Raw genomic sequence first — 17484 nt, 5'->3', positions numbered from 1 at the left:
AAGTTTGATAATTAGACAGTTGTTTTGTTTTTTCCATTTAAAAGTATGTTCCGAAAATGATTATTATATGGCAAATCAAATATCCTGCTAAATAAAATTTTAATAAAATGTTTGTATATGTGCTATAAATACTTACTTTTGTAACCGCTTTGAGAATAAAAGCAGTGCAGGAAGGGGGAATTAGCTCATCTGGCTAGAGCGTTAGACTGGCAGTCTAAAGGTGACGGGTTCGATCCCCGTATTCTCCACTTGATAATCAAAGAGTTGTAGTGAAAAACTACAACTCTTTTTTATTTGCACAAAATTTGTACAAAAACTAAATATTTAAGCACGGAAATAATGTCCGTTACTCATACATAATGTTACCTGCTGTGGCTTCCCAATCTATTACAACAAAGTTAGGGAGAAAGGAATATTATTTTCGTATAAATTCCTGTACAAAAATTCTCATCCAAACTAAAAAAATTGCTTACATATTCATGTAAACATTACTTAGTATATGTTTTAAAAATCAAATCACACTTATGATATTCTGATAAATATAATAACGCTTAATATTTCTAAGCTCAGATACCGATTTTATAATTTGCAAATAATCCATATTATTTATATTGTAATTCATCTAAAAATACAATTATATTTTGGTCTTACAAGAAAAAACCTGGGCAAAAAATCCTCTGTTCTCCAAAGATTTTTTATAAAATAAATGCACAAAAAGTGCAAAAATTAAATTAAAATTATATATTTGCCACATTCAAAAAAGTCTTTTGAAAAAAATGCAAATCACACAATGATTTATATATTTTTCCACAAATTTGATTATTTATAAAACTATGAAGAAACTTTTTTTACTCTTATTGACAACATTTTTATTAATTGGTTGCAGCTCGGATGATGAGACTATTTATGATTACATCGGAACGTGGTCCGGGACATATGAAGGAAGTGATAAAGGAGTTTGGAACATCGTAGTGGCCACTGACGGAAAAGTAACCGGTACAATGCATTCTGATATGAATGACGAGAATTACAATATTTCAGGATTTTTAGATGATTCTGGAGAACTGAACGCTTCTTTAGGCTTACCTGCAGACGGTGAATTCAGAGGAACTCTTAACACAGATAAAAAAGGTAACGGGAACTGGTCTAATGCTGTTCCTACACCTACAAGATCAGGGACTTGGTCAGGTGAAAAAGATAAATAACATATATATTTATGATATAAGAAAAGGCTGCCATTGGTAGCCTTTTCTATTTATTTACATATTGCCATTTTTTGTTTCATTTTATAAAAATCCAAATTCTATACAAACCCCATCTTTAAAATTTTCCCATTACTCTTAACAGCTGCAAAATAAAGCACAAGATCATCATCTGTAAAATGTTTCTGGAAAGTGATATCTGTTTGTTGCTGTAAAAAAAATTTCTCTTCAAAATTTTCCGTTACATACTGCTCAAAATCGATTTTAATACTGGTGATGATGATCTCGTCACCCTGATCATTCTTCCCGAGATGAAGGGTATTATCCCATAATGCTAATGAAACAGCTGCTTCATTTTCCAGATTAGGCTTTTTCCCAAACTGAAACTGCTTAAGTAACAGGTTTCCTCTTTCTGTTGCAATCCCATTTTTTACGGTTCGTTTTCCTTTTTCAGATACTATGTCCAGGTCTTTTATTTCCGTCATCAGCTTTGCAAACTTCTGGTAGAGCAGAGGATCTTCAGATTCTTTAATATAAGCACTGAGGACCTGTCTGATGAGCTTTCCTGTTTTGGAACAGTGGCCAAACTCAGAACTGTTCTGTCTCACTTTTTCATAAGACGGACTTTTTTTAAAGGCATTCTTATTAAACCCGCTTTTTTTCCGAACTACATTTTTTCCGTTCAGATTATAAAAAACAAGGTCCCCGACAGAACCTTTGATGGTAATTAAGCTTTCATATGTTGCCATTTGTTCAAAAATTGAATTCAAATATAATGATAATTAATTAATTGCCAAATTTTAACATATATTTATTATATAGTTATAGTATAGTTATACTATAATTAAAATATAAAGCGTATATTTGATTAATCAATTGATATTGTAGCAAAAAATCAGAGGGATATGAAACTAGAATTATTGGAAATAAAACCGAAAATAAAACACTTATCTGTTTTACTGATTGCAACTTTACTGGCTGTTTCATGTGGAAGTGCCAAAAGCGTTTCAACAAAAAAGAACACCGGTACAAAAGCAGTGGCTAAATCTGAGAACCTAAGAAAACTTGATTCTGATTTCAGCGGGAAAATTCCCAGTTCTATCAACAGTATTCTGAAGGATGCCGAAAAATACATCGGAACTCCTTATAAATTCGGGGGAAATACCTCCTCAGGTTTCGATTGTTCCGGATTTACCGTAAAAGTATTTGAGGAAAATAATAAGCAGCTTCCCAGAAGATCTTCAGACCAGGCAGAAGCGGGAAAGAAAATTGACATTACTGAAGTAAAGCCCGGAGATTTACTATTCTTTGCAACAGCTGGTGGAAGCAGGGTTTCCCATGTCGGGATCGTTCATGATATCGGCAGTGATGGGGAAATTAAATTTATTCATGCTTCCACATCAAAAGGTGTAATGATCTCTTCATTAAACGAAAAATACTGGAATAAAGCCTATCTGCACGCACAAAGAGTGCTGTAATACTGATACTTACTGAATCAATTCAAATAAAGTGTTTCAGTTTTGTTTTTTTGGGAAAAGTACATTTACCAGATCTTTTCTTTACTCAACTTTAAATAACTTAATTATCTGAAAATGCTTTTGCAACATTAAGGTTAAGTTAAATTCCTGATCAATCTTTTTGGTTTCATGATTTTCTGCAAACAGCACTTGTGGAAAAAGGTTTTGCTGAACTTTTTTGTATATTTGGCATGTATAATTATTCAAATTAATTTAAATTAGAAACATGTCGTTACAACAAACTATTGAAAACATTTGGGATCATAGAGATTTATTGCAAAATGAAGACAGCCAGAAGGCAATAAGAGAAGTTATTTCTCTATTGGATGCAGGAAAACTTCGTGTTGCTGAACCTACAGAAAACGGATGGCAGGTAAATGAGTGGGTGAAAAAAGCTGTAGTAATGTATTTCCCGATTCAGAAAATGGAAACTATTGAAGTAGGACCGTTTGAATTTCACGATAAAATTCCTTTAAAGAAAAACTATGCTGAAAAAGGAGTGCGAGTTGTACCGCATGCGATTGCAAGAGAAGGAGCTTTTGTAGCTTCTGGGGTAATTATGATGCCTTCTTACGTAAATATTGGTGCTTACGTAGATTCAGGAACAATGGTGGATACATGGGCTACAGTAGGAAGCTGTGCACAGATCGGTAAAAACGTTCACCTGAGTGGTGGTGTTGGGATCGGTGGTGTTCTGGAACCGTTACAGGCTGCCCCGGTAATCATTGAAGATGACTGTTTCATCGGATCAAGATGTATCGTTGTAGAAGGAGTACACGTAGAAAAAGAAGCAGTATTAGGTGCCAATGTAGTGTTAACGGCTTCAACAAAAATTATTGACGTAACGGGAGATCAGCCGGTTGAAATTAAAGGAAGGGTCCCTGCCCGTTCAGTCGTAATCCCGGGAAGTTATACAAAGCAGTACCCTGCAGGAGAATATCAGGTTCCTTGTGCGCTGATTATCGGTACAAGAAAGGAATCCACAGACAAGAAAACGTCACTTAATGATGCATTAAGAGACAACAATGTAGCTGTTTAAGATTTATTTTTAAACTAAAACTACTCAATTTTGAAAGAAAAATTTCTTAAAATAATATTAAACCCTAAATATATATTTGGGGTTTATCTTATTATATCGGTCACAACCGCGATTTCCAAATACCTGAGAGGCGATTATGCAATAAATAATTATCTGATTTTTAAAAATGTTTTTTTTAATACGGTAAACCGGAAAAATTTATTTATCCATTATCCCGACCTGTATTTTGACCTGAATCATTACGGAATATTTTTCAGCCTGCTGATTGCTCCGTTTGCGGTAATGCCTGATTGGCTCGGAATATCTTTATGGAATCTGGTCAATACTTTTATTTTTGTTTACGCAATTTATAAACTGCCGTTTTCTGACTCAAAAAAAGCGCTTTTCGGGTTATTTTGCCTTCAGGAATATATTACAGCGGCTTTGAGCTTACAGTTTAATGTGGCTTTAACAGGTCTGTTATTATTATCTGCAGCTTATATTTATGAAAAAAAAGAAGTAAAATCCGTTACGGCAATCCTGATCGGAATTTTTGTGAAAATCTACGGAATTGTAGGACTGACGCAGTTTTTCTTCATTAAAAACAAAACTAAATTCATTCTTTCAGGAGTAGTGATTGCTGCTTTATTTTTTGTAATACCGATGGCTTATTCAAGTCCTCAGTTTGTAGTACAAAGCTATGCAGACTGGGCTCAGTCGATCATCGAAAAAAATAATGAAAACCAGGTGTTGGGAAATATGCAGGATATTTCATTAATGGGATTTTTCAGAAGGATTTTAGGAGATGCTTCCATTTCAAACCTGGTGTTTTTAGCAGCTGGATTGCCTTTGTTTGCGCTGCCATACATCAGAATCAAACAATATAAGCATTATGCATTTCAGCTGATGATTCTGGCTTCTACATTACTGTTTCTGGTATTGTTCAGCTCAAGTTCAGAATCGCCCACCTATATTATTGCAGTCGTGGGAGTTATGATCTGGTTTTTTCTTCAGAAAGAAAGAACGCCTTTCATCATTGGGCTGCTTGTTTTTGTAATTATTTTCACTTGTTTTTCCACATCAGATTTATTTCCAAAATTTGTTAAAGAAAATTATATCAAAAAATATTCATTAAAAGCTGTACCTTGCATTGTAGTCTGGTTGAGAGTAATTTATGAACTTTTAACTAAAGATTTCGAGAAAAATTATAGTCTGAACTCATAATATGAAGAAAATTTCTATTGTAATTCCCGCCTATAACGAAGAAGGAAACGTTGCCATGATTCATCAGAAAATAAAAGAAGTATTTTCAGGATTAAGCAACTATGATTTTGAAATTATATTTGTAAATGACGGCAGCAGAGATAATACCCAGCAAAAGCTTGAAGAATTATCAGAGCAGTATAATGAAGTAAAATATATTGAATTTTCAAGGAATTTCGGACACCAGCCTGCAGTAAAAGCCGGAATGGACCATGCCCACGGAAATGCAGTAATTTCTATGGATGGAGATCTTCAGCACCCGCCGGAGCTCATTCCGGAACTGATCAGAAAATGGGAAGAGGGTTATGACGTAGTGTATACTATCAGAACTTATCCCAAAGAAATCTCTTTGTTTAAAAGAAAAACCTCCGACTTCTTTTATAAAATCCTGTCAAATCTTTCAGATGTGAACCTTACAAAAGGAGGTGGATCCGATTTCAGATTGCTGGATGCCAATGCGGTGGAAGTGATGAGAAACTTTAATGAAGATGATTTATTCCTGAGGGGCTTAACAAGCTGGATGGGCTTTAAACAAACCGGAATAGATTTTACCGCTTGCGAAAGACTGGCAGGCGAAAGCAGCTATAATCTCAAAAAAATGATCACATTTGCATTCACAGGGATTACGGCCTTTAGTGTAAAGCCTTTGTATATAGCGGCTTATCTCGGGTTTCTGTTTTCAGGAATTTCAGTTATAGGGTATGGGTTATATGTAATTTATGCTTTTGTTGCCAAAACAGAGATCTCAGGTTGGGCATCTTTAATTATGACTATTGTATTTTTCGGCGGTTTACAATTAATTATCCTGGGAATTATCGGAATTTATTTAGGGAAAATTTTCAAGCAGGTGAAATCCAGACCTAATTATATTATAAAAAATAAAAAGTTTTAAAATGGTTTTATTAAGTTTTGACATTGAAGAATTTGATATGCCATTAGAATATAAAGGAGAAATTCCTTTTGAAAAGCAGATTTCAATTTCACAGACCGGATTGGAAAGAATACTGGATATTCTTAAAAAACATCAGGCTAAAGCTACTTTTTTTTCAACAGTTGTTTTTGCGGAAAACAGTAAGCATTTAATCGGACGATTAATAAGTGAAGGCCATGAACTGGCATCTCATACCTGGTTCCATTCCGAATTTGAAGAAAAACATTTAAAAGAATCCAGAGAAAAGCTGGAAGAATTATTTTCTACTGAAGTAACAGGTTTAAGAATGCCGAGAATGATGCCTGTAGATGAAAAAGCAGTTGAAAAAGCAGGTTATTCTTACAATTCATCCATCAACCCGACGTTTTTACCGGGAAGATATAATAATCTGAAAGTGTCGAGAATTTACTTCTGGAAAGACAATGTAATGCAGATCCCGGCATCTGTTTCACCCAATTTCAGAATTCCGTTATTTTGGCTGAGCTTTCATAACTTTCCTTTGTCTTTCTATAAAAAATTAGCTTCAGATACCTTGAAAAAGGATAATTACCTGAATATTTATTTTCATCCGTGGGAATTTGCAGAAATCAAAGATGAAGCCTTTAAACTACCCGGTTTCACAGTAAAGAATTCCGGAAAAGAAATGGTGGAAAGGTTTGATAAATTTATAGGCTGGCTAAAAAATAAAAATTATACGTTCGGGACTTTCCAGGAATTTCAAAAAAGGATAGAATCATGAAAATTGCTTTCGACGCCAAGCGTTTTTTCCATAATACATCGGGATTGGGCAATTATTCAAGAGACCTGGTGAGGATACTCTCGGAATATTTTCCTCAGAATGAATATATTTTATTCAATAAAAATAAATCTGAACGGGGATTTGATACTCTGCAAAAGCAGAATGTTCACTTTGTAGCCACATCAAAGGGAAATATGTCCCGCCAGTTTAAAATGGGAAAAGATGCCCAGAAACAAAAGGCTGATATCTTTCACGGATTATCAGGTGAACTGCCCTTAAAATGGAATAAAACACCTATCAAGAAAGTGGTAACGATTCATGATCTGATCTTTGTGAGGTATCCGCAGTATTATTCTTTTTTCGACAGGAAAATACATTTATGGAAATTCAGAAAAGCAGTACAGATTGCCGATAAAATTATTGCGATTTCTGAACAGACGAAAAGGGATATTATCCATTATTTAAAAGTTCCTGAAGATAAAATTGAAGTGATTTATCAAGGTTGTCATCAAGCCTTTAAAGAACAGCAATCCGAAGAATTTATTCATCAGACCAAAGAAAAATTTAACCTCCCGGAAAGGTTCATCCTGAATGTCGGAACCATTGAAGCCCGTAAGAATCTTTTAAATATTGTGAAAGCCATTACCGGAACAGATATTCCCTTAGTCATTATTGGAAAAAAGACTAAATACTACAGGAAAGTAGAAGCTTATATCCGTAAAAATAAAATAGAAAAACAGATCTCTTTTCTTGAAGGTGTTTCAATGGATGAGCTTGCAGTAATCTATAAATCTGCCGATATTTTTGTTTATCCGAGTTTCTTTGAAGGCTTCGGAATTCCTGTGATAGAAGCGCTTTTCTCAAAAACAGTGACCATTACAAGCAACACAAGCTGTCTTCCTGAAGCCGGTGGAAAGGATTCAGTGTACATTAATCCGGAAAATGATCTCGATATTCGATCGAAGATAAAATTTTTATGGAACAATGAATCGGAAAGAAAACGCCGTGCTGATAAGAGCTTTGAGTTTGTTCAGAAGTTTAATGATGAGCAGATTGCCAGTGATCTCATGAATCTTTATCAAAAAATTTTGTAGAAATATAGTTGCAGTTTAAAAATAAATCCTACATTTGTACCACAATTTTCAACAAATGAAACCGAATTTTTTAACAGTACATCATTATTATCATCATCTCTGCTAAGACGGAATTGACTGATATGTACTATGTTAAGATCAAAATAATTAAAACCGTCTGAGTAAACAGACGGTTTTTTTTGTTTCTAAATTATTCCAAAGAAATTTATAATTAAACAGTTTTTATTTACTCAGGCTCAACAAAGACAAAAATGAGTAAACTAAAAATTGCAATTCAGAAAAGCGGGCGACTGTACGAAGATTCTCTACAGCTTCTGAAAGACTGCGGAATTTTCGTCAACAACGGGAAAGATCAGCTTAAGGTTTCGGTGGAGAATTTTCCTGTCGAAATCATGTACCTTCGAAATTCGGATATTCCGCAATATCTGGAAGATGGAGTAGTAGACATCGCCATTGTTGGGGAAAATCTTTTGATAGAAAAACAAAAACAGATTGAGATCATCCAGAAACTCGGATTTTCAAAATGCCGTGTTTCTCTCGCCGTTCCCAAAGATATTGAAACCGACCAACTGGATTATTTCCAGGGAAAAAAGATAGCCACATCTTACCCGAATACCCTTCAGAGATTCTTATCAAAAAATAATGTATCAGCCGATATCCACGTGATCTCCGGGTCTGTAGAAATCGCTCCTAATATTGGGCTGGCAGATGGTATCTGTGATATTGTAAGCTCAGGAAGCACTTTATTTAAAAACGGATTGAGAGAAACGCTCACATTACTTACCTCTGAAGCAGTGCTGGCGAAAAACCAGAATTTAAACGGAGAAAAAGAAATCATTCTTAAAAAATTCCTGTTCCGGGTGAAAGCTGTTTTAAAAGCAAAAAAATCTAAATATATCCTCATGAATGTCCCGAATGAAAAAATTTCGGATATATCCGGGATATTACCTGTGCTGAAAAGTCCTACTGTAATTCCTTTGGCTGAAAAAGGCTGGAGCAGCATTCATTCTGTTATTGATGAAGAGCGGTTCTGGGATGTGATAGATGAACTGAAAGAAAAAGGAGCCCAGGATATTTTAATAATTCCAATCGATAAAATGGTCATTTGATATGTTTATACACAGATATCCTCAAAAAAATAAGTGGGCGGAATTGGTAAAACGTCCCATTCTCAAAAAAGAAAAAGTTTCGGAAATCATTGCTGAAATTTTTAAAGAAGTGGAAAAAAACGGTGATGAAGCTTTACTCACTTACAGTCAGAAATTTGATTCTGCTGAGCTGAATACGGTTATTGTTTCACAAAATGAAATTGATGAAGCCGGAAATTCGGTCAGTGATGAATTAAAAGCTGCTATTCAGAAAGCTAAAGAAAATATCACCCAATTTCACACCTCACAACAGGCTGGAATTCAGAAAATAGAAACTACTCAAGAAGTTATTTGCTGGCGTGAAAATCGGGGTATTGAAAAGGTAGGGATTTATATACCGGGAGGAACAGCCCCATTATTTTCAACGGTTTTGATGCTTGCCATTCCTGCGCAGCTTGCCGGATGCAGTGAAATTATTCTTTGCACACCACCGGATAAAAAAGGTAATATAAATCCGGCGATTCTTTATGCTGCACAGCTTTGTGGGGTGACCAGGATATTCAAAGCCGGCGGGGCCCAGGCTGTGGCTGCAATGACATTAGGTACGGAGAGTATTCCCAATGTTTACAAAATTTTCGGACCGGGAAATCAATATGTTGTTGCCGCAAAAGAATATGCACAAAATTATGGCGTTGCGATTGATATGCCTGCAGGACCAAGTGAAGTTTTAGTGATTGCCGATGAAAAAGCCGTTCCTGAATTTTGTGCTGCAGATCTTCTCTCCCAGGCAGAACACGGAAGTGACAGTCAGGTGATTTTCATTTCTACAGACCTGAAAATAATGGAAGAAACCATTGAAGAAATCAATCAGCAGATAAAAAAGCTTCCAAGGAACGGAATGGCACAACAGTCATTGGATAACAGCCATTTTATGATTGTCAAAACACTTGAAGAAGCCGTTGACTTCAGTAATGTATATGCTCCGGAACACCTTATTCTGGCTGTAAAAGATTTTGAAAAGTATATCCCTTCAATACGGAATGCAGGTTCGGTTTTCCTTGGAAATTATGCCTGTGAAAGCGCAGGAGATTATGCAAGCGGAACCAATCACACGCTTCCTACGAATGGTTTTGCAAAAAACTACAGCGGCGTTTCTTTGGACAGCTATGTCAAGAAAATTACTTTTCAATACCTGTCAAAACAGGGACTGAAAAATTTAGGAAAAACCATAGAAATCATGGCTGAAGCCGAGGGATTATCAGCTCATAAAAATGCTGTTTCAATTCGATTAAAAAAATAAATAAAATGAAAACATTAACAATCAATCAATTCGTCAGAAAAAATATTTTAGAATTACAGCCTTATATCAGCTTCAGGGATCATAATGAATTTAATGCTCCTGTTTTAATGGATGCCAATGAAAGTCCGTTCGGGGAATTCAACCGTTATCCGGATTCAACACAGAAAAAGCTTAAAGGCAGGCTGGCATGGCTTAAAAATGTTTCTCCTGATCAGATCGCTGTAGGAAATGGAAGTGATGAGCTTATCGAATTAATTATCAAGATATTCTGTGAGCCTAAAAAAGATGCCATTATGATGATGAATCCTTCTTTTGCGATGTATGCTTTTTATGCATCGATCAATCAAAATGAGGTCATTAAGCTCAATCTGGATGAAAATTTCGGGATCATTAAAGAAAATTTTACTAAATCAATTAATGAAGCTCAGCCGAAAGTATTTTTCCTGTGTTCTCCCAATAATCCAACAGGAAACAGTGTTGATGATATTGAATTTTATCTTCAGAATTTTAATGGAATTGTAGTTGTGGATGAAGCCTATATTGAATTTTCAGATAAAAAATCATCTCTTGGCCTGCTTGATCAGTATCCCAATCTTATTGTGCTTCAGACTTTTTCAAAAGCATGGGGAAAAGCAGGAGCCAGGGTAGGAATTGCCTATGCATCTGCAGAAATCATCCGTTTTATCAATACGGTAAAGGCACCTTATAACGTAAACTCTTTAAGCCAGGAATTAATCCTGAAAAGCATTGAAAATTCAACGGAATTTGAAGAAAACCTGGAAAATATCCGGATAGAAAAAGCCTGGTTAGCAAAAAAGTTCCAGACTGTCGGATGTATAAAAAAAGTATTCCCTACAGATGCCAATTTCTTCCTGGTTGAGTTTAAAGAAGTGGAAAGAGTATATCAGACATTATTGAAAGCTGAAATACTGACCAATAAAAGAAGTCCGGCCATTCCGGATTGTATCCGTATTAACATTGGAAACAGAAATGAAAATACTCAGTTAATTAATATTCTGAAAAATATTTAATCATGAAAAAAGTATTATTTATAGACCGTGACGGAACTTTAATTATAGAACCGTCGGAAGATTTTCAGGTTGATTCTCTTGAAAAGCTGGAATTTTATCCGGGCGTTTTTCAAAGTCTTTCAAAAATTACAAAAGAACTGGATTATGAATTGGTGATGATTACTAATCAGGATGGCATGGGAACAGAAAGCTTTCCCTATGAAGATTTTATAAAGCCGCATGAAAAAATGATGCAAGCTTTTGAAAATGAAGGAATTATTTTTTCTGATATTTTAATTGATAAAAGCTTTGAATATGAAAACCTGCCAACCAGAAAGCCAGGAACAGGAATGTTGGGAAAATACATCTATGGAAACTATGATTTAGAAAATTCCTATGTCATCGGAGACCGGGTTACAGATATTCAGCTGGCACAGAATCTGGGCTCAAAGGCTATTTTCATTCATGATGTTCCAAATGAAAAGGCTGAACTGACAACAAAAAAATGGACAGATATCTATTCATTTTTAAAACAGATTCCAAGAAAATCCAAAGTATCAAGAAAAACTAATGAAACGGAAATTGAAATTGAAATTAATCTTGACGGGAAGGGTGATTCGGAGATTTCTACAGGATTATACTTTTTTGACCATATGCTGGAACAGATTTCCAAACACGGAAACTTAGATTTAAAAATCAAAGTCAATGGTGATTTGCAGGTGGATGAGCATCACACGGTTGAAGATACCGGAATAGTCTTCGGACAGGCTTTTCTTAAAGCATTGGGTAGCAAAAAAGGGATTGAAAGATATGGCTTTCTGCTGCCTATGGATGATTGTCTGGCTCAGGTAGCAGTTGATTTTGGTGGAAGACCGTGGCTGGTTTGGGATGCAGATTTTAAAAGGGAGAAAATAGGTGATGTGCCGACTGAAATGTTCTTTCATTTTTTTAAATCATTTACAGATTCTTCACAGTCTAACCTGAATATTAAAGTAGAAGGGGATAATGAACACCACAAAATTGAATCTATTTTCAAAGCATTTGCGAAAGCTCTGAAAATGGCAGTTAACCAGACCGATAAGAGTTTCAGTTTACCCTCAACCAAAGGAAGCTTATAACATGATTGCCATTATAAAATACAACGGCGGAAATGTAAATTCTGTACAGAATGCCTTAAACCGGATGAATACAGAATCTGTTGTAACTGACGATTTTGAATTGATCAGAAATGCCGATAAAGTTATTTTCCCGGGCGTTGGAGAAGCTTCTTCAACCATGAAATTATTAAAGGAAAAAGGACTTGATCTGTTGATTCCAACATTAAAGCAGCCTGTTTTAGGAATTTGTCTGGGAATGCAGCTGATGTGCCAAGATAACGAAGAGGGAAACACCACAGGAATGGGAATATTTGATATTCAGGTTAAAAGATTTCCGGCCCGGGATATTGTTCCGCATATGGGCTGGAATACTGTTAAAGATTTAAAATCTCACTTTTTATCGGGAATTGATGAAAGCAGTGATTTTTACTTTGTCCACAGCTATTATTGTGAATTATCAGATTATACGACTTCTGTTTGTGATTATATTCTGCCTTTTAGTGCCTCTTTACAAAAAGATAATTTTTATGCCACCCAATTTCACCCTGAAAAATCAGGAAAAACAGGAAATAAAATACTCACCCAATTTTTACAACTCTCATTATGAAAATAATTCCTGCTATTGATATCATTGACGGAAAGTGCGTACGGCTTTCCAAAGGAGATTATACGACAAAAAAAATATATAATGAAAACCCGGTTGAAGTGGCGAAAGAATTTGAAGCTTATGGCATTCGGTTCCTTCACCTCGTAGACTTAGACGGGGCAAAATCAAAGCATATTATCAATCAGAAAGTTCTGGAAGCTATCGTTAAAGAAACCTCATTGCAGATTGATTTCGGAGGCGGATTAAAAAGCAGAAATGATATTGAAACGGCTTTCAATTCAGGGGCCAGACAGATTACGATCGGAAGCATTGCCGTTCAGGATCCTGAATTTTGCAAAGGTATTATTGAAGAGTATGGAGCTGAAAAGATCATTCTCGGAGCAGATTGTGAAAACAGGAAAATAAAAACATCGGGATGGCAGGAGGAAAGTGACCTTGATATTATTGACTTTATCCTTCAATACCAGCAGTTGGGAATTGTAAACACCATCTGTACGGATATTTCAAAAGACGGAATGCTGCAGGGCCCTTCTACAACCCTGTACAAAGAAATTATCAGCAAAACCCCAATCAGCTTAACAGCAAGCGGAGGGATTTCCGGGATGGAAGATGTGTATGCGATGAAAGAAACCGGATGCTCCGGAACGATCATCGGAAAAGCAATTTATGAAGGAAAAATATCATTAAAAGAACTGCAGAATTTCATTGAAAATGCTTAAGAAAAGAATTATTCCATGTCTGGATATTAAAGATGGGACAACGGTAAAAGGTGTCAATTTTGAAGGATTAAGAAATGCCGGAAACCCGATAGATTTGGCTATAAAGTATGAACTTGAAGGTGCTGATGAGCTGGTATTTCTCGATATTACGGCAACCATTGAAAAAAGAAAAACCTTCATTGAACTTGTTCAGGATATTGCCAAAGAATTAAGCATTCCTTTTACAGTTGGCGGTGGCATTTCCGCCGTTGATGATGTCCGGAAATTATTGGAAGCAGGAGCTGATAAAATAAGTATAAATTCTTCAGCTGTGAAAAACCCACAGCTGATTAATGACCTGGCTAAAGAATTTGGAAGCCAGTGTATTGTGGTAGCTATTGATACGCGGTTTATCAATCATTCAGATTGGGTACATATTAAAGGCGGAAGAGAGATCACAGAGCTAAAAACGATTGATTGGGCAAAAAGAGTAGAATCATCCGGCGCCGGGGAGATTCTTTTGACCTCAATGGATGGTGACGGGACAAAAGCCGGTTTTGATGTGAGAATTACCCGTTCAGTTTCCGAAAGTGTGAATATTCCTGTTATTGCTTCAGGTGGAGCCGGGAAGATCAATGACTTTAAGGAGGTTTTCCAGAAAACTGATGTTACCGGAGCTTTGGCAGCAAGTATTTTCCATTTCGGGGAAGTATCTATCCGGGATTTAAAAAAAGAATTACAATCTCAAAAAATTGATATAAGACAATGATCAACTTTAATAAAACGAACAGCCTTGTCCCTGTAATTATTCAGGACAGCAGAACTTTGCAGGTTTTAATGCTTGGATATATGAATGAAGAAGCATTTGAAAAAACAAAAAGGGAAGGCGTGGTCACTTTTTTCAGTCGTTCAAAAGGCAGACTTTGGACAAAAGGTGAAGAATCCGGAAATTTTCTGACCGTAAAAAGTATTGATATAGATTGTGACCAGGATACAATTCTGATTAAAGCAGTTCCTGAAAATATCGTATGTCATACCGGAAGTTTCAGCTGTTTTGGTGAAAAAGATTCCAAAGGATTTTTATACGAACTGGAAGATACCGTTTCAAAAAGAATTGATGAAAAAAGGGAAGGTTCTTATACCTATTCTCTGTATCAAAAAGGAATTAATAAAATGGCTCAGAAAGTAGGCGAAGAAGCTGTAGAACTGGTGATTGAAGCTAAAGACCAGAATGATGAACTATTTAAAAATGAAGCAGCAGATCTGATGTATCACTTTTTAATTTTACTTAAGGCTAAAGGCTTTACTCTGGAAGATATTGAGGAGATATTAAAAAATAGAAGTTAAAAATTAAAGTTATCCTTTTACAAAATAAAAAACCTCGTTTTTTACGAGGTTTTAAAAATGACAGTACAATTATTTATTTTTCAATCATTATTTTTCTTACAGCGGTATGATCTCCGGCCTTTATCATCGCAATATAGCTGCCTTTCGGTATTCCGGAAACATTAATTCTGGTTTGATTTTCTGATTTCAGTAATGACCGTCCAAGCACATCGGTAATTTCAAAAGTGAATTTTTTTACAGTCCCGGGTAATTCTATTGAGAGAATATCTTTTGCAGGATTGGGATACATTTTTACAGATTCTAATGAATTTAAAATGGTTTCATCGGCCCCCAGAATTGCTAATGGTGCTATTGTAGCTACGGCAAAATGTTGGATAGCACCTACAGTGGCTTTCCCGATTTTAAATATATAAACGGGGTCTGTATTGGCAAAAGTATCATTTGAAGTATGAGGATAATTACTTCTGATCCTTTCAAAATATCCTGTAATCACTTCACCTTTGGCTTCAAAAGGCATATAGTCTGTATCTTCTGCAGGATCAATAGCAGTCTGAAGGGTTGAGTAAAGTTGTGTACACGTTACCAGTTCTTGTACCGCAGCCGCTGAAGCAGTTGCATTGCTTGGATTACCGCCCATGTCTTTGTCACAGTAAACCGTATTATTGTTATTTCCCATCTTACCGCCTACCTGATCCAGGTTAAGGACTAATTTGATGTCAAGGATACGGGTATTCCCTTGGTAAGCTACATTATTTGCATAATGGGTACTTCCTCTCAATCCCTGTTCTTCACCGGAAAAATGGATGAATTTAACAGAGTATTCTGTTGGCACGTCTTTCAGGATTCTGGCAGCCTCTAAAATAATGGAAGTTCCGCTTCCGTTATCATTAACTCCGGGACCGTAGATCGTGTCAAAATGCCCGCAAACAATGACATATTTATTAGGATAAAGAGTTCCTTTTTTGGTAATGACCAGATTTTTTGAGCTTGTGCTTCCAAATGTAAAAGGATCCTCTACAATCTGGCTTGCTGCATATCCGTATGATAAATATTTATTTTTAATCCATGCTAAGGTATTGGCATTATTTACAGATCCCGTGGTTTTGATCCCTAAATTTGCAAACTGCTGCAAGTTGGTCGTGATATTGGTCTGGGTCACCAGGTTCGCTCTGTCCTGATAAGCCTGAATAAAAGTTTGTGCTTTTACAGAGTAAATTAATAATGAACTAAAAAGAATAGTAGTAATCTTTTTCATATTATGTAATTTTATCGTAAATATAATAAAAAATCCTAAGTCACTAACCTAGGATTTAAATTTAATATGATGGTACAGATTATTTTTCTACAATAATTTTTCTGGTGATACTGTTATCTCCTGTTTTCACGGTACACAAATACGTTCCGCTTGTAAAGCCTGAAATATTTATTTTAGCTTGGTTTTCAGTATTTAATAACAAACGGCCATCCATATCTGTGATCTCGGAAGTGAAATTTTTTATGCCATAGGGAAGCTCAATATTAATTTCATTTTTAGCAGGATTCGGGTAGATCTTTACAGATTCCAATGAATTTGCTGTAACTTCTTTTACTCCCAATATACTTGTACTGGCCACTGCGAAATGCTGAAGCGCTCCAACAGCAGCTTTCCCCGCATTAAAAACATAGGTAGGGTCTACATTGGCAAAAGTATCATTAACCGTATGTTCATTGTGGCTTTGCGGAGTTTCATAGAAACCGGTAATAATCTCTCCGTTTTCTTCAAAAGGTACATAATCTGATGAATAGGCATTAGACATTACAGTTTGCAAAGGGGAATACAGTGTAGTGCAGGTTGCAAGTTGCTGGGTAAAAGCCAATGATTCGGCATTGTTTCCCGACTGACCCGATTGGTCGCTTTCACATTTGATCGAATTGCTCGGATTTGATAATTTACCGCCTACCTGATCTATATTGAATACCAGTCTTATATCAAATTGACGGACACCGTTTTTGAAAACTACATTGTTGGCATAATGATCACTCCCATACAATCCCTGTTCTTCTCCCGAAAAATGGATAAACCTGATAGAATATTCAGTCGGGATATCTTTCAGGATTCTGGCAGCTTCTAAAATAATAGAGGTTCCGCTTCCGTTGTCACTTACTCCCGGGCCATTAATCGTATCATAATGCCCGCAGATAATCACATATTTATTGGGGTAAAGGGTTCCTGTTTTAGTGATAATCAGGTTTTTAGAATTCAGATTTCCTACTGTGAAAGGATCTTCTTCCATCTGGCTTGCCGTATAGCCATAAGATAAATATTTATTCTTGATCCAGTTAAGAGCATTGGTATTGGCTACGGAGCCTGTGGTTTTTACCCCTAGATTTCCGAATTCCTGCAGGTTTGCAGTAATATTGGCCTGTATAACCTGATTGGCTCTGTTTTGATAAGCCTGGATAAAACTCTGAGCATGTATACTATAGCATGCAGCAGAAAAAAGTAAAAGAGTCGATAATTTTTTCATTCTTACATATTAATTAACGTGAGTTCGATATAAGAAATTATACATTACTATAGAAAAAAGCGGAAA

General features: G+C 35.8%; 18 protein-coding genes and 1 tRNA gene. 16 read left to right on the top strand and 3 right to left on the bottom strand.

Annotation, left to right across the window (positions count from 1 at the left end):
* Positions 1–174: 174 nt before the first annotated feature.
* A tRNA-Ala gene (locus PMI13_RS18370) sits at positions 175–248 on the top strand.
* A gap of 585 nt (positions 249–833) precedes the next feature.
* Entirely contained in the window at positions 834–1205 is a 372-nt protein-coding gene (locus tag PMI13_RS18365) for a hypothetical protein (RefSeq protein WP_007846542.1), read from the top strand.
* 98 nt (positions 1206–1303) lie between these two features.
* Here the strand turns inward: PMI13_RS18365 and PMI13_RS20760 are convergent, their stop codons facing one another.
* Entirely contained in the window at positions 1304–1951 is a 648-nt protein-coding gene (locus PMI13_RS20760) for a hypothetical protein (protein ID WP_007846541.1), read from the bottom strand.
* A 156-nt stretch (positions 1952–2107) separates the two neighbouring features.
* Here PMI13_RS20760 and PMI13_RS18355 point away from each other — a divergent pair, with 156 nt between their 5' ends.
* The 14 genes from PMI13_RS18355 to hisIE all read left to right on the top strand — a co-directional run bounded on the left by PMI13_RS18355 (position 2108) and on the right by hisIE (position 14911).
* Entirely contained in the window at positions 2108–2680 is a 573-nt protein-coding gene (locus PMI13_RS18355; protein WP_007846539.1) for a C40 family peptidase, read from the top strand.
* Between the two features lie 265 nt (positions 2681–2945).
* Positions 2946–3758 (top strand): 2,3,4,5-tetrahydropyridine-2,6-dicarboxylate N-succinyltransferase, encoded by an 813-nt coding sequence (locus tag PMI13_RS18350; RefSeq protein WP_007846537.1) that lies wholly within the window; start codon positions 2946–2948, stop codon positions 3756–3758.
* A gap of 30 nt (positions 3759–3788) precedes the next feature.
* Positions 3789–4961, top strand: coding sequence for a glycosyltransferase family 87 protein (locus PMI13_RS18345; protein ID WP_007846536.1), 1173 nt, complete (start codon positions 3789–3791; stop codon positions 4959–4961).
* A 1-nt stretch (position 4962) separates the two neighbouring features.
* The gene (locus PMI13_RS18340; protein ID WP_007846534.1) at positions 4963–5892 is read left to right on the top strand and encodes a glycosyltransferase family 2 protein; all 930 of its coding nucleotides are present in this window, start codon (positions 4963–4965) and stop codon (positions 5890–5892) included.
* 1 nt (position 5893) lies between these two features.
* Positions 5894–6670: a polysaccharide deacetylase family protein gene (locus tag PMI13_RS18335; RefSeq protein ID WP_007846533.1), complete on the top strand. Its 777-nt coding sequence runs from the start codon at positions 5894–5896 to the stop codon at positions 6668–6670.
* Positions 6667–7764: a glycosyltransferase family 4 protein gene (locus PMI13_RS18330; protein WP_007846531.1), complete on the top strand. Its 1098-nt coding sequence runs from the start codon at positions 6667–6669 to the stop codon at positions 7762–7764. Before PMI13_RS18335 ends, PMI13_RS18330 begins: the two co-directional genes overlap by 4 nt.
* Positions 7765–8015: 251 nt before the next feature.
* Complete coding sequence (hisG, locus tag PMI13_RS18325) at positions 8016–8873, top strand: ATP phosphoribosyltransferase (RefSeq protein ID WP_007846530.1); 858 nt, start codon at positions 8016–8018, stop codon at positions 8871–8873.
* Between the two features lies 1 nt (position 8874).
* Positions 8875–10152, top strand: a complete 1278-nt coding sequence (hisD, locus tag PMI13_RS18320) for a histidinol dehydrogenase (RefSeq protein ID WP_007846529.1) — start codon at positions 8875–8877, stop codon at positions 10150–10152.
* Positions 10153–10157: 5 nt separating this feature from the next.
* On the top strand, positions 10158–11183 hold the full coding sequence (hisC, locus tag PMI13_RS18315; protein WP_007846528.1) for a histidinol-phosphate transaminase: 1026 nt from the start codon (positions 10158–10160) through the stop codon (positions 11181–11183).
* A 2-nt stretch (positions 11184–11185) separates the two neighbouring features.
* Complete coding sequence (gene hisB, locus PMI13_RS18310; RefSeq protein WP_007846527.1) at positions 11186–12280, top strand: bifunctional histidinol-phosphatase/imidazoleglycerol-phosphate dehydratase HisB; 1095 nt, start codon at positions 11186–11188, stop codon at positions 12278–12280.
* 1 nt (position 12281) lies between these two features.
* Entirely contained in the window at positions 12282–12866 is a 585-nt protein-coding gene (hisH, locus tag PMI13_RS18305; protein ID WP_007846526.1) for an imidazole glycerol phosphate synthase subunit HisH, read from the top strand.
* Positions 12863–13585 carry a 1-(5-phosphoribosyl)-5-[(5-phosphoribosylamino)methylideneamino]imidazole-4-carboxamide isomerase gene (gene hisA, locus PMI13_RS18300; RefSeq protein WP_007846525.1) on the top strand — a complete coding sequence of 241 codons (723 nt, stop codon included), beginning with the start codon at positions 12863–12865 and terminating at the stop codon, positions 13583–13585. The genes hisH and hisA overlap by 4 nt, the downstream gene beginning before the upstream one ends.
* Positions 13578–14333, top strand: a complete 756-nt coding sequence (gene hisF, locus PMI13_RS18295) for an imidazole glycerol phosphate synthase subunit HisF (protein WP_007846524.1) — start codon at positions 13578–13580, stop codon at positions 14331–14333. The genes hisA and hisF overlap by 8 nt, the downstream gene beginning before the upstream one ends.
* Complete coding sequence (hisIE, locus tag PMI13_RS18290) at positions 14330–14911, top strand: bifunctional phosphoribosyl-AMP cyclohydrolase/phosphoribosyl-ATP diphosphatase HisIE (RefSeq protein ID WP_007846523.1); 582 nt, start codon at positions 14330–14332, stop codon at positions 14909–14911. The genes hisF and hisIE overlap by 4 nt, the downstream gene beginning before the upstream one ends.
* A gap of 73 nt (positions 14912–14984) precedes the next feature.
* Here hisIE and PMI13_RS18285 read toward each other — a convergent pair whose 3' ends face one another.
* Together PMI13_RS18285 and PMI13_RS18280 are read right to left on the bottom strand one after the other, a co-directional pair.
* Positions 14985–16166, bottom strand: coding sequence for a M28 family peptidase (locus PMI13_RS18285; RefSeq protein ID WP_007846522.1), 1182 nt, complete (start codon positions 16164–16166; stop codon positions 14985–14987).
* A 79-nt stretch (positions 16167–16245) separates the two neighbouring features.
* Entirely contained in the window at positions 16246–17418 is a 1173-nt protein-coding gene (locus tag PMI13_RS18280; RefSeq protein ID WP_007846521.1) for a M28 family peptidase, read from the bottom strand.
* Positions 17419–17484: the final 66 nt, after the last annotated feature.

Origin of the sequence: Chryseobacterium populi (assembly GCF_000282115.1) — a bacterium.
Classification (GTDB): domain Bacteria; phylum Bacteroidota; class Bacteroidia; order Flavobacteriales; family Weeksellaceae; genus Chryseobacterium; species Chryseobacterium populi.
The sequence above is the reverse complement of the archived record's forward strand: the minus strand, read 5'-3'. Positions and strand labels throughout refer to the sequence as shown.